The 13,113-nt window shown below is 66.8% G+C and carries 12 protein-coding genes; 6 read left to right on the forward strand and 6 right to left on the reverse strand.

Annotation, left to right across the window (positions count from 1 at the left end):
* Positions 1-18: 18 nt before the first annotated feature.
* Genes AZSP09_RS13945 through AZSP09_RS13965 form a run of 5 tightly spaced genes read right to left on the reverse strand, consistent with a single transcriptional unit; the run spans position 19 to position 5,263 of the window.
* On the reverse strand, positions 19-1,269 hold the full coding sequence (locus AZSP09_RS13945) for a D-amino acid dehydrogenase (RefSeq protein ID WP_232058799.1): 1,251 nt from the start codon (positions 1,267-1,269) through the stop codon (positions 19-21).
* A gap of 5 nt (positions 1,270-1,274) precedes the next feature.
* Entirely contained in the window at positions 1,275-3,506 is a 2,232-nt protein-coding gene (locus tag AZSP09_RS13950; RefSeq protein WP_130459828.1) for a RelA/SpoT family protein, read from the reverse strand.
* Positions 3,507-3,537: 31 nt separating this feature from the next.
* Positions 3,538-3,744, reverse strand: coding sequence for a DNA-directed RNA polymerase subunit omega (gene rpoZ, locus AZSP09_RS13955; RefSeq protein ID WP_014235614.1), 207 nt, complete (start codon positions 3,742-3,744; stop codon positions 3,538-3,540).
* A gap of 27 nt (positions 3,745-3,771) precedes the next feature.
* Positions 3,772-4,380, reverse strand: a complete 609-nt coding sequence (gene gmk / locus AZSP09_RS13960) for a guanylate kinase (RefSeq protein ID WP_130459829.1) — start codon at positions 4,378-4,380, stop codon at positions 3,772-3,774.
* Between the two features lie 16 nt (positions 4,381-4,396).
* Entirely contained in the window at positions 4,397-5,263 is an 867-nt protein-coding gene (locus AZSP09_RS13965; protein WP_152090385.1) for a YicC/YloC family endoribonuclease, read from the reverse strand.
* A 137-nt stretch (positions 5,264-5,400) separates the two neighbouring features.
* Here AZSP09_RS13965 and AZSP09_RS13970 point away from each other — a divergent pair, with 137 nt between their 5' ends.
* From AZSP09_RS13970 to hemW, 6 genes are all read left to right on the forward strand, one after another.
* Positions 5,401-6,366 (forward strand): serine/threonine protein kinase, encoded by a 966-nt coding sequence (locus tag AZSP09_RS13970; RefSeq protein WP_152090386.1) that lies wholly within the window; start codon positions 5,401-5,403, stop codon positions 6,364-6,366.
* Positions 6,363-7,274: a PP2C family protein-serine/threonine phosphatase gene (locus AZSP09_RS13975; RefSeq protein ID WP_014235610.1), complete on the forward strand. Its 912-nt coding sequence runs from the start codon at positions 6,363-6,365 to the stop codon at positions 7,272-7,274. The genes AZSP09_RS13970 and AZSP09_RS13975 overlap by 4 nt, the downstream gene beginning before the upstream one ends.
* 9 nt (positions 7,275-7,283) lie before the next feature.
* Positions 7,284-8,000 carry a ribonuclease PH gene (gene rph, locus AZSP09_RS13980; protein ID WP_130459832.1) on the forward strand — a complete coding sequence of 239 codons (717 nt, stop codon included), beginning with the start codon at positions 7,284-7,286 and terminating at the stop codon, positions 7,998-8,000.
* A 13-nt stretch (positions 8,001-8,013) separates the two neighbouring features.
* Entirely contained in the window at positions 8,014-8,922 is a 909-nt protein-coding gene (locus tag AZSP09_RS13985) for a hypothetical protein (protein ID WP_152090387.1), read from the forward strand.
* Between the two features lie 5 nt (positions 8,923-8,927).
* Positions 8,928-9,518, forward strand: a complete 591-nt coding sequence (gene rdgB, locus AZSP09_RS13990) for an RdgB/HAM1 family non-canonical purine NTP pyrophosphatase (RefSeq protein ID WP_014235607.1) — start codon at positions 8,928-8,930, stop codon at positions 9,516-9,518.
* A 144-nt stretch (positions 9,519-9,662) separates the two neighbouring features.
* Entirely contained in the window at positions 9,663-10,898 is a 1,236-nt protein-coding gene (gene hemW / locus AZSP09_RS13995; RefSeq protein ID WP_152090388.1) for a radical SAM family heme chaperone HemW, read from the forward strand.
* Between the two features lie 90 nt (positions 10,899-10,988).
* Here hemW and AZSP09_RS14000 read toward each other — a convergent pair whose 3' ends face one another.
* Positions 10,989-12,956: a TonB-dependent receptor gene (locus tag AZSP09_RS14000; protein ID WP_232058800.1), complete on the reverse strand. Its 1,968-nt coding sequence runs from the start codon at positions 12,954-12,956 to the stop codon at positions 10,989-10,991.
* Positions 12,957-13,113: the final 157 nt, after the last annotated feature.

The following is a 13,113-nucleotide window of genomic DNA, read 5'->3' on the forward strand; positions in this document are numbered from 1 at the left end:
GTGGTGGTTTTTATGGTTTTATTGCTTTGTCGTTCCGAGGAACGGGAAATCCGGTTCCGGCCGGCGGCCGGAAATGAGGTCCGCCAGGGCCGCGGCGGAGCCGCAGGACAGGGTCCAGCCCAGGGTGCCGTGGCCGGTGTTGAGCCACAGGTTGGGCAGGCGGGTGCGGCCGATGAGGGGCACGTTGGAGGGCGTCACCGGGCGCAGGCCGCACCAGTAGAGCGGGTCGCCGTCGGGGCGCAGCTGGGGGAACAGTTCCAGGGCGCGCCGCAGCAGGGCCTCGCAGCGCACCGGGGTGAGCTCCAGGTTGTGGCCGTTGAACTCCGCCGTGCCGGCCACCCGCAGGCGGTTGCCGAGGCGGGACATGACGATCTTGCGTTCGTCGTCGGTGATGCTGACGCTGGGGGCGACGCTGTCCGGGGAGAGGGCGATGGTGGCGGAATAGCCCTTGCCCGGATAGACGCAGGCCTTGACCCCGGCGGGCTTGAGCAGGGCCGGGGAATAGCTGCCCAGGGCCACCACGTAGGCGTCGGCCAGGAGCAGGTCGCCGCCGGCGACGACGCCGGCCACCCGGCCGCCGGCGCTGGCAATCTTCTCCACCGGGCAGTTGTAGCGGAACTGCACGCCCCGGGCGGCGGCGGCCTCGGCCAGGCGCTGGGTGAAGCGGTGGGCGTCGCCGGATTCGTCGCTGGGGGTGTAGTCGCCACCAGCCAGGCGCCCTTGCACCGCGGCCAGGGCCGGCTCGATGGCGACGCAGCGGGCGGCGTCCACCGGCTCCCGGTCCACCCCGAACTCCCGCATCAGGGCGGCGGCGTGGCAGGCGGCCTCGAACTCGGCGGCCTGGGTGAAGATGTGCAGGATGCCCTGGCAGCGCTGGTCGTAGTCCAGGGGCAGGGTCTGGCGCAGGGCCTGCAGCCGCTGCCGGCTGTAGAGGGCGAGGGCGATGATGTCGCGGATGTTGCGGCGGGTGGCCCCGGGCGGGCAGTTGGCGAGGAAGCGCAGGCTCCAGGCGAAGAGGGCCGGGTCGTAGCGCAGGCGGAAGAGCAGGGGGGCGTCTTCCTTGCCCAGCCACTCCAGGGCCTTGAAGGGGGCCCGGGGATTGGCCCAGGGCTCGGCGTGGCAGACGGAAATCTGGCCGCCGTTGGCGAAGCTGGTTTCCAGGGCGGCGCCGGGCTGGCGGTCCACCACCGTGACTTCGTGGCCGGCCTCGGCCAGGAACCAGGCACTGGTGACGCCGACGACGCCGGCGCCGAGGACGAGAACACGCACCCGGCCTATTCCTCCTGGCGTTCCCGGGTGATGCGCACCACTTCGGGAATCAGGCGCACGGCCCGCAGGACCCGGGCCAGGTGGGCCCGGTTGGCCACCTGCACGGTGAAGTTGAGGGTGGTGTAGAAGCCCGGATCGGGGGCCATGGAGACCTTCTCGATGTTGGAGCCGGACTCGGCGATCTCGGTGGCCACCTTGGCCAGCACGCCGCGGGCGTTGCGGGCGGCGACGTGGATGTCCACGTCGAACAGCTTGCCCGGTTCCGGTTCCCACTCCACGTCGATCCAGCGCTGGGGTTCGGCACTGCGGGACTTGCGGATGACGGCGCAGTCATGGGTGTGCACCACCAGGCCCTGGCCCTTCTTGATGGAGCCGATGATGGGGTCGCCCGGGATCGGGCGGCAGCAATGGGCCAGCTGGATGGCCATGCCCTCGGTGCCGCGGATCACCACCGAGGTGTGGGGTGCCGGTTCCGCGTTGGGCAGGGCCGCCTCGTGGGCCAGCAGGCGGCGCGCCACCACGGCGGCCAGGCGCTTGCCCAGGCCGATGTCGGTGTACACCTCCTTGACGGACTTGCTGCCCCCTTCCTTGAGCACCGCTTCCCAGCTGGCGTCCGGCAGTTCCGAGGGCGTGATGCCGAGGCCGAACAGTTCCTGGTTGAGCAGGCGCTCGCCCAGAGCGGCGGATTCCTCGTGCTGGCGGGTCTTCAGGAAGTGGCGAATCTTGCTGCGGGCGCGGCCGGTCTTCACATACGAGAGCCAGGCCGGATTGGGATTGGCATGGGCGGCGGTGACGATTTCCACCTGATCGCCGCTGTTGAGCTCGCTGCGCAGTGGCATCAGCTCGTAGTTGATCTTGGCGGCGACGCAGCGGTTGCCCACGTCCGTGTGCACCGCATAGGCGAAGTCCACCGGGGTGGCGCCCTTGGGCAGGGAGAATATCTTGCCCTTGGGGGAGAAGACATAGACCTCGTCGGGGAAGAGGTCGATCTTGACGTGCTCGAAGAACTCGGCCGAGTCGCCGGCGGTGCTCTGCAGCTCCAGCAGGGACTGCAGCCAGCGGTGGGTCTGGTACTGCAGTTCGGCGGCGCTCTTCTCCGTGTCCTTGTACAGCCAGTGGGAAGCCACGCCCTCCTGGGCCATGTGGTGCATTTCCTCGGTGCGCAGCTGCACTTCCACCGGCATGCCGTAGGGGCCGATCAGGGTGGTGTGCAGGGACTGGTAGCCGTTGGCCTTGGGGATGGCGATGTAGTCCTTGAACTTGCCCGGCAGGGGCTTGTACAGGGCGTGCAGGGCGCCCAGGCCCAGGTAGCAGCTGGGCACGTCCTTGACCACCACGCGGAAGCCGTAGATGTCCAGCACCTGGGAGAAGGAGAGGCGCTTTTCCACCATCTTGCGGTAGATGGAATAGAGGCTCTTCTCCCGGCCGAAGACCTGGGCCTCGATGCCCGAGTCCCGCATCTTGCTCTGGACCCCGTCGAGAATCTTCGACAGCACCTCGCGCCGGTTGCCCCGGGCCGCCATGACGGCCTTCAGCAGCACCTGGTAGCGCATCGGGTGGGTGTGTTTGAAGGAGAGGTCCTGCAGCTCCCGGTAGACCGTGTTCAGCCCCAGCCGGTTGGCGATGGGGGCGTAGATCTCCAGGGTCTCCAGGGCGATGCGGCGGCGCTTGTCCGGACGCATGCAGCCCAGGGTCTGCATGTTGTGCAGACGGTCGGTGAGCTTGATGAGGATGACCCGCAGGTCCTTGGCCATGGCCAGGAGCATCTTGCGGAAGTTTTCCGCCTGGGCTTCCTGGTAGGAGGAGAACTCGATCTTGTCGAGCTTGGAGAGGCCGTCCACCAGGTCGGCCACGCCCTTGCCGAAGCGTTCGGTCAGCTCCTCCTTGGAGATGCCCGTGTCCTCCATGGTGTCGTGCAGGAGGGCGGCGATGATGGCGGTGGAATCCAGCCGCCATTCGGCAATGGCCCCGGCCACGGCCAGGGGGTGGGTGATGTAGGGTTCGCCGGAAAGGCGCTTCTGGCCCCGGTGGGCGGCTTCGCCGAAGGCAAAGGCCTCCTTGATCTTGGCGATCTCTTCCGGTTTCAGGTAGTCGAGGCTGTCCAGGAAGACCCGGTAGGCCGGGTCGTCGTTGAACGGGTAGGGGGTGGGCGGCGCCGCCGGGTCAGGTGCCGGCGCGAAGGGCGCGGCGGAAGATGCAGACGGTTTGGCCGGGGCGGGGTCGGTTGCAGTATCCATACCGGTTCACCTTACCCGCCCGGGCCCGGGGTCAGGCCTGACCGCGGTTGAGGATTTCCAGGCCGATCTGGCCGGCAGCCAGTTCGCGCAGGGCGATGACGGTGGGCTTGTCCTTGCTCGGTTCCTGCATGGGGGTGGAACCATTGGCGATCTGGCGGGCCCGGTAGGTGGCGGCCAGGGTCATCTGGAAGCGGTTGGGGATTTGTTTCAGGCAGTCTTCAACGGTAATGCGGGCCATGGTCCATCCAATCAAAAAGCGGAAAATTTAGAGCAGCGAGGCGAACAGCGAAGCGTGGCGTTCCTGCTGCACGGGAAGCTTCAAGCGCGTTGCGCGCACCACGGCCAGCAGGTCGCTGAGGGCCGTCTGCAGGTCGTTGTTAATAATAACATAGTCGAATTCCCCCACATGCCGCATCTCGTCGCGGGCAGCGGCCAGGCGGCGGGCGATGACGTCCTCGCTGTCGGTGCCGCGGCCGGCCAGGCGGCGGGCCAGTTCTTCCATGGAGGGCGGCAGGATGAAGACGCCGATGGCGTCGCCGAACACCTTGCGCACCTGCTGGGCGCCCTGCCAGTCGATCTCCAGCAGCACGTCGCGGCCGGCGGCCAGCTGCTGTTCGATCCAGGTGCGCGAAGTGCCGTAGTAGTTGCCGTGCACCTCGGCCCATTCGAGGAACTCGCCCCGGTCCACCCGGGCCAGGAAATCGGCCACGTCGGTGAAGTGGTAGGCCTGGCCGTTCTCCTCCCCGGTGCGGGGCGCCCGGGTGGTGTGGGAGACGGAGAGGCCGATGGCCGGGTCGTTCTGCAGCAGCAGGCGGACCAGGGTGGTCTTGCCGGCGCCGGAGGGGGCGGTGACGATGTAGAGGTGGCCGCTCATGCTGGCATCCCTTTCCTTATTCGATGTTCTGGATCTGTTCGCGCATCTGCTCGATGAGCAGCTTCAGGTCCATGGAGGCCTTGGAGACTTCGCTGAGGACCGACTTGGAGCCCAGGGTGTTGGCCTCCCGGTTCAGTTCCTGCATGAGGAAGTCGAGGCGCTTGCCGGCGTTGCCGCCGGCCTTGAGGATGCGCTCCACCTCGGTGAGATGGGCCTGCAGGCGAGACAGTTCCTCGTCCACGTCGATACGGGTGGCATACAGCACCACTTCCTGGCGCACCCGTTCGTCGTCGGCGCTGCCCAGGGCCTCCACCAGGCGCTGCTTGAGCTTGTCCTGGTAGGCAGCCTGGGCCTGGGGAATGAGGGGGGCAACGGCGGCCACGGTGGCGCGGATCTTGTCCACCCGCTCCTGGATCATGGCGGCCAGCTTGGCGCCTTCCCGGGCCCGGCTGGCGGTGAAGTCCTCCAGGGCCTCCTTCAGGGTGGCCTGGACGGCGGCGTGCAGGGCGGCCGTATCCACCTCCGGTTCGCCCAGCATGCCGGGCCAGCGCAGCACTTCGGCCACCGACAGGGCGGCGGCGTTGGGCAGGGTCTGGCGTACCTGGCCTTCCAGGGCCTGCAACTGGGTCAGCAGGTCGGCGTTGATGGCCAGCTGGCGGTTCTGGCTCTGGCTGGCGACCAGGTTGAGGCGCAGTTCCACCTTGCCCCGGGCCAGCTTGGCGGTGATGGCTTCGCGCAGGGCCGGCTCCAGCACCCGCAGGTCGTCCACGATGCGGAAATGGATGTCGAGGAAGCGGGAATTGACGCTGCGCAGTTCCAGGTGCAGGGAGCCGCCTGCCACTTCCCGGGTTTTGGCGGCATAGCCGGTCATACTGTAGATCATGGAATTCCTTGCTGTGTGGGGTGTGCCGGCCCGGACGGCGGGCCTGGGAGAGGCTTCTTGAGGCTTCTTTACAGTCCGTTGGCAAAGCCTGACAATGCGCGCAGTGCGCCTGAGGCGCTATCTTAGCTTCGGACTTCATGGCGTCACAAGCCAATCACCCCCTCCCTGCCGGATTCCAACTGGAAGACTACCGCATCGAAAAGCAGATTTCGGTCGGCGGTTTTTCCATTGTTTACCTGGCCCACGATGCCAGCGGCAAGGCGGTGGCCATCAAGGAATACCTGCCGGCCAGCCTGGCCCTGCGCTCCGAGGGGCAGACCAAGCCGGTCATTTCCCAGGAGCATCTTTCTGCCTTCCGCTACGGCATGAAATGCTTTTTCGAGGAAGGCCGGGCCCTGGCCAAGCTGAACCATCCCAACGTGATCCAGGTGCTGAACTTTTTCCGCGCCAACGACACGGTTTATATGGTCATGGAATACGAGCGGGGGCGCACCCTGCAGGAATTCATCCAGAAGCACCACGGTCACATCCACGAGAAATTCATCCGCGGCGTGTTCACCCGCATGCTCAACGGCCTGCGCGAAGTGCACACCCACAAGCTGCTGCACCTGGACCTGAAACCGTCCAACATCTACCTGCGGGCCGACAATACGCCGGTGCTGATCGACTTCGGCGCCGCCCGCCAGACCCTGCATTCCGACACCCCCATGCTGAAACCCATGTACACCCCGGGTTTCGCCTCCCCCGAGCACTACTTCAAGCGGGACGAACTGGGGCCCTGGAGCGACATCTATTCGGTGGGCGCCTCCATGTACTCCTGTCTGGCCGGGGCGGCGCCCCAGGCGGCCGATGCGCGCATGGAGAAGGATCAGCTGCAGCCGGCCTCGGTGCGCTGGGAGGGCCAGTATTCGGACCAGCTGCTGGAGACCATCGACTGGTGCCTGTGCCTCAACCACCTGTACCGTCCCCAGAGCGTCTTCGCCCTGCAGAAGGCCCTCACCGAGGCGGTGGACATGCCGGGTCAGGGAGCCAGCAAGGCGGCGGAAAAGGAAGGATGGCTGGGCCATCTGGTGGGCAAGATCAAGGGAATGACTGCTAAATGAAATTCACCATCTACCAGGAAAGCCGCATCGGCAAGCGGCAGAACAACGAGGACCGGATCGCCTACTGCTACTCGCGGGAGGCGGTGCTGATGGTGGTGGCCGATGGCATGGGCGGCCATTACCACGGCGAGGTGGCCTCCCAGATCGCGGTGCAGACCCTGACCTCGGCCTTCCAGCGGGATGCCCAGCCGGAGATCGCCGATCCCTTCCTCTTCCTGCAGAAGGGCATGACCAATGCCCACCACGCCATCCTGGACTATTCCCAGGAGCACCGGCTGAAGGATTCGCCGCGCACCACCTGCGTCGCCTGCCTGATCCAGGACAACATCGCCTACTGGGCCCACGTCGGCGATTCCCGCCTCTACCACATGCGCGACGGCAAGGTGCTGGCGGTGACCCGGGACCATTCCCGGGTGCGCCTGCTGATGGACGAGGGCCTCATCAGCGAGGCCCAGGCCGCCACCCACCCGGACCGCAACAAGGTGTACAGCTGCCTGGGGGGCGAAAACCCGCCGGAAATCGAGTTCTCCCGCAAGACCCCCCTGGAAGTGGGGGATGTCCTGGTGCTGTGCACCGACGGCCTGTGGGGGCCGCTGCCGGCCGATGTCATGGCCGCCTCCCTGAAGGGGGCCAACCTGATGCAGGCCGTGCCCATGCTGCTCAACCAGGCGGAAATCCGCTCCGGCCCCTACGGCGACAATCTTTCCGTGGTGGCGGTGCGCTGGGAGCAGAGCTACAGCGAGGAGGCCTCCAGCACGGTGATGACCCAGACCATGCCCCTGGACGCGGTGACCACCAAGCTCGGCGAATTCGGTCGGGACCCGGCCTACAAGACCGATCTTTCCGACGACGAGATCGAAAAGGCCATCGACGAAATCCGCGCCGCCATCCAGAAATTCTCCAAATAAGGAAGTTCCATGCGTCCCAGCCAACGTGCCGCCGACCAGCTGCGCCAAGTCCGCATCACCCGCCGTTTCACCCGCCATGCCGAAGGTTCGGTGCTGGTGGAAATGGGCGACACCAAGGTGCTGTGCACCGCCAGCATCGAGGAAAACCTGCCGCCCTTCCTGCGCGGCAAGGGCCAGGGCTGGGTCACCGCCGAATACGGCATGCTGCCCCGCTCCACCCACACCCGCAGTTCCCGGGAAGCGGCCAAGGGCAAGCAGACCGGCCGCACCCAGGAAATCCAGCGCCTCATCGGCCGTTCCCTGCGCGCCGTCACCGATCTCAAGGCCCTGGGCGAGCGCCAGATCACCCTGGACTGCGACGTGCTGCAGGCCGACGGCGGCACCCGCTGTGCCTCCATCACCGGCGCCTGGGTGGCCCTGTGGGACGCCTGCCAGTCCCTGGTGGCCGCCGGCAAGCTGAGCGAGAACCCCCTCAAGGAACACGTGGCCGCCATCTCCGTCGGCATCTACAAGGGCACCCCGGTGCTGGACCTGGACTACCCGGAAGATTCCGACTGCGATACCGACATGAACGTGATCATGACCGGCAGCGGCGGACTGGTGGAAGTTCAGGGCACGGCCGAAGGCGAGCCCTTCTCCCGGCAGCAGATGAATGTGCTGCTGGACCTGGCCGAAGCCGGCATCCGCCAGCTCATCCACGCCCAGGAAACCGCCCTGGCGGATTGATTCGGAGCCCGTCATGGCCCAGGAAACCTCCCGCGACCCGATCAAGGCCCTGCTCGACGATCTGGAACAGTCCATCGCCGATTTCGATCAGCGCCTGGGTGGCGTCGAGGAGTCTCCTGCCGTGACCGGTCTGCGTTCTTCCGGGCAGCGCTATCCCGACATCGAACCCGAGGCCAGGCGTCAACTGTCTCCTGCCGCTCCTGTTGCCGTTGCCGGCAATGCCGACGCAACCGCTGTGTCCGAAGCGCCGGCGGTGGACCTGCTGGCCGAACTGGCCCAGGCGGCGGCCTGCCGCAGCGTGGATGATGCGGAGACCCAGCGTCGCCAGCTGGAACTGACCGAGCGCCTGCACCAGGACCTGAAGACCGTCTTCGACTACCTCAACCAGCTCATCCGCCACGCCAACACCCTGAAGCCGGTGCTGCCCCGCAGCTACCGGCTGGATGCGCGCAACAGCTTCGACGGGCTGGCCTGGCATGACGGATTCGTCGATTACCGCAGCACCAGTCGCTTCGACCGCAGCTACTACGAGCAGATTCTCTTCCAGGTGAGCTACCGGGCGCCGGCGCCGCTGGTCGCGGTCTGCGCTGCGGACCAGGCCGCCATCGTGCGCAAGGAGCTGGAACTGGTGAACCTGCGCATCCAGCGAGAAGAGCCGGTGATGCTGCCGGAGGGCGGCCCCGGGGTGCGCTATGTGCTGCCGGATGCCATTCCGCTGCATCTGGCGGTACAGGCGGACTTCGCCAACGATGCCCTGACCTTCCGCTGCCGCAATGCCGGCAATTTCGGCCCTACTGCCTACCGTCTGCCGGGCGGGAGCATCACCCGGCCCCTGCTCGACGGCATCGGCCTGGTGCTGCTGGGCCGCAGCGACACCATGCCCAAGGAACTGCAACGCATTCCCTACCAACGGATCAACTGAGTCCCATGCAAAAGATCGTCCTCGCCTCCAACAATGCCAAGAAGCTCAAGGAACTGTCAGCCCTGCTGACACCCCTGGGCATCCAGCTCATTCCCCAGGGCGAGCTGGGGGTGCCGGAGGCGGAGGAGCCCCACCACACCTTCCTCGAAAACGCCCTGGCCAAGGCCCGCCATGCGGCCCAGCTGACCGGCTTGCCGGCCCTGGCCGACGACTCCGGCCTGTGCGTCAAGGCGTTGGGCGGCGCTCCCGGAGTGCAGTCGGCCCGCTACGCCGGCGAGCCCAAGTCCGATGCCCGCAACAACGAGAAGCTGCTGGCGGCCCTCACTGGCGTGGCCGACCGCCGTGCCCACTTCGTCTCACTGCTGGTGCTGGTGCGCCACGGCGACGACCCCCAGCCCCTGGTGGCCGAGGGCGAGTGGCACGGCGAGATCATCGACCAGTACCGGGGCGAGGGAGGCTTCGGCTACGACCCCCTGTTCTACGTGCCAGCGGAAAAGGCGACGGCGGCCGAACTCTCCGCCGAGGTGAAGAACCGTCTCTCCCATCGTGGCCAGGCCATGGCCCGGCTGCTGGAACGCCTCAAGCTGGAACTGTGAGCCCGGCCGGCGCCGGGAAACCTTCTGGCGCTGCCGCGGTCCAGGGCAGGGTGTTCCGGACTTGCCGCTCCGCAGTGGCCTGACTCAAAGCGCCATTATTCAGACATCGCATCATGCCGCCTGCGGGCGGAAAGGTTTTCTTTCGTGTCGTCCCGTTCTTCCTCCCGCATCATTCCCATCGCCGTCGCCGGCGGCACCCGCGCTGGCGGCAGTCCCCTGCACTTCACCAGTCCTCCGCCCCTCTCGCTCTACATCCACGTGCCCTGGTGCGTGAGGAAGTGCCCCTATTGTGATTTCAATTCCCATGAGGCGCGGGCGGAGAACGACGAGGCCGCCTATGTGGCAGCCCTCGTTGCCGATCTGGAAAGCGCCCTGCCGTCGGTGTGGGGACGCAAGGTATCCACCATTTTCATCGGCGGTGGCACGCCAAGCCTGCTCTCCGGCGAGGCCCTGCACGAACTGCTGAATGCGGTGCGCATGCGTCTGCCCCTGCTGCCCGAAGCGGAGGTGACCCTGGAGGCCAACCCGGGCACCGCCGAGGCGGGCAAGTTCGCCGCCTTCCGGGCCGCCGGAGTGAATCGTCTGTCCCTCGGCATCCAGAGCTTCAACGACCGGCACCTGGAGGCTCTGGGCCGCATCCATGACAGCGCTGAGGCCAGGGCCGCCATCGAGTTGGCCAAAGCCCACTTCGAGCGCTTCAACCTGGACCTGATGTACGGCCTGCCCCAGCAGTCCCAGGCCGAAGCGATGGCAGACCTGGAGATGGCCCTCTCTTTCGCGCCGCCCCATCTTTCCTGCTACCAGCTGACCCTGGAGCCCAACACCCTCTTTGCCGCCCGGCCGCCCCAGCTGCCCGAGGGCGACACCTGCGCCGACATGCAGGACGCCATCGAGGCCCGCCTGGCTGCCGCCGGCTACGTGCATTACGAAACTTCGGCCTTCGCCCGGCCCGACTACCAGTGCCGGCACAACCTCAACTACTGGACCTTCGGCGACTACCTGGGCATCGGCGCCGGGGCCCACGGCAAGCTGACCCTGCCGGACCACAGCGGCTTCTCGGTGCAACGCCAGATGCGCTGGAAACAGCCCAAGCAGTACCTGGAGCAGGTGGCCGCCGGCCAGCCGGTACAGGAGCAGCACGGCGTGGGGGCGGACGAGCTGCCCTTCGAATTCCTCATGAACGCCCTGCGCCTCAACCAGGGCTTCGATCCGGCCCTCTTCGAGCAGCGCACCGGCCTGCCCCTGCTGCTGGTGCGGGGCGAGCTGGAAAAGGCGGCCCGGGAAGGGCTGCTGACCCTGGCACCGGACTGCATCGCACCCACCGAGCGGGGCCGGCGCTTCCTCAACGCCCTGCTGGAACGCTTCCTGCCGGATGCCTGAATAGGCTATGCCGCAGAAGTAGGAAGGACGCCATTCTTCACCACGGCACGGTGAAGAATGGCGTCCTTCTTGTCTTCTGGCTGAGGTGCCTTAGAAACCCTGGGTATAGGTCAGGCGCCAGATGCGGGGTTCTGCCGGGTGGCTGTGCACATCCTCCACTTTCGCTGCTTCGCCGCGCAGTTGGGACTCGTAGTAGTAGTCGATGTCGCTGGCCTTGCGGTTGAACAGGTTGAGCACTTCCAGGGTCAGCTGGCTCTTGGCGGCCAGCTTGTAGCCCACATTGAGATTGACCATCACCGAGCTGCCGGAGCGCACAGAGTCGTCTTCTTTGAGGGCCCGGGGGCCCAGGTAGCGCAGGCGCAGGCCGCCGCGCCAGGGGCCCAGGTCGTGCACGGCGACACCGACGGAGGCGGTGCGTTCGACGGCGCCGGGGACGTGGTTGCCAACGCTACTGTCATCGCGGAAGCGGGCCTTGGAGAGGGCGATGTCCGCATCCAGGGTCAGCCAGTCTCGGGGCGTCCAGTAGTTGGACCATTCCATGCCCTGGCGGTGGCTGGGGCGGCTGGCCTGGGTGGTGCCGGCGTCGCCGACGAAGAGCAGTTCCGAATCCAGGTCCAGGCGCCACAGGGCGACGCTGGTGTTCCAGCCGGGGGCCGGGGCGCTGCGCCAGCCCACTTCCTGGCCCCGGGATTTGACCAGGGCCGGCACCCGGGACATGGGGTCGCCCGGGTTGGAGGGATCGACGCGGATGGTGGTGCCGCGGGCGTCGTTGCTGTGGAAGCCCTGGCCCCAGTTGTAATAGAACTCCTGGTTGGCGAAGGGGCCGAAAATGAGGGACAGCTTGGGGCTGGTGATGCCGTCGTTTTCCTTGCCGGAATTGGCGGCCAGGCTGGAATCCACCTTGAAGCGGTAGCGGTCGTGGCGCAGGCCGGCGACGCTGCGCAGCCAGTCGCTCCACTGGGCGCCCCACTGGCCGTAGAGGCCCAGGCTGCCCTGGTTCACGCTGTCGCTGCGCACGGTGGACAGGCGCTGGCGGGCGGCGGTGCGGTACAGGCCCACGTTGTCGATGTCGTCCTGGCGCCCCTGCACGCCCCAGGTGAAGTCCCCTTCCTTGCCCAGCCACTGCACCGGCTGGCTGCGGCTCCAGCCGAAGCCGCCGTAACGGCGCCGGTCGGCCTGCTCGAACTGGTCGCCGTTGACCGGATCGTCCATGGCGTAGGTGAAGTTGGAGAAGAGGTTGAGCCGGTAGTCCACCAGATAGGTGTTGGCCCGGGTCTGCACCGCCCCGTCCTGCCGCGCCCACTGGCCGGAGAGGGAGAGGCGCCGGGTGTTGCCGCCGGCGGTGGGGTCCAGGCTGCCGTAGCGGTTCACCAGGCCCTGGTCCACGGCCCGTCGCGCCAGCTGGTCGGTGGAGGTCCAGTCGCCGTCGTAGGCCATGAAGGCCAGCGAGTGGCCGTTGTTGCGCGTGCCTTCCGAATAGCGCAGCACGCCGTTGAGGCGCTTGTAGTGCTCCGGTACTTCCCAGGGACCATCGTTGTGGAAGACCTCCACGGCGCCCAGCCAGCGGCCGCCGCCGGCGGTCTCCTTGTCGGCGGCGGTGAGGAGGCGGCGGTAGCCGTTGCTGCCGAGGCCGATGCTGACGTAGTCCTCCGGCAGGGCGCGGCGGTAGTCGATACGGGCGCTGCCGGCGGAGGAGAAGTCCCCGTCCTCGGCGGCGTAGGGGCCCTTCTTGTACTGGATGCGCTCCACCAGCTCGGGGATGAGGAAGTTGAGGTCCAGGTAGCCGTGGCCGTGGGCGTGGGTCGGCAGGTTGATGGGCATGCCGTCGATGGTGACGGAGAAGTCGGTGCCGTGGTCCAGGTTGAAGCCGCGCAGGAAGTACTGGTTGGCTTTGCCGTCGCCGGCGTGCTGGGTGACGATGAGGCCGGGCACGGTTTCCAGCACTTCCGCCGGGCGCAGCAGGGGGCGGTTCTCCAGCTGCTTCGCTGTCACCGTGCCGACGCTGGCGGCGTCGGCGACGCCGATCAGGTCCTGGGCGCCGGCCTTCACTTCGATCACGTCTTATGTAATCCAATTCAGTGTTGCGTATAGCCAAGTTGCTTCTGCTGAGCGGGATTACATCAGGGGATACGGTTTTCTAGTAGCCTAAAGAGAAAAACGAACAAACCGAAAAATTCTGACTATTGTCAGCTGACACTATCGGAATGATGTGGTT

This window comes from Azospira sp. I09, from assembly GCF_009177135.1.
Lineage (GTDB): Bacteria > Pseudomonadota > Gammaproteobacteria > Burkholderiales > Rhodocyclaceae > Azospira > Azospira oryzae.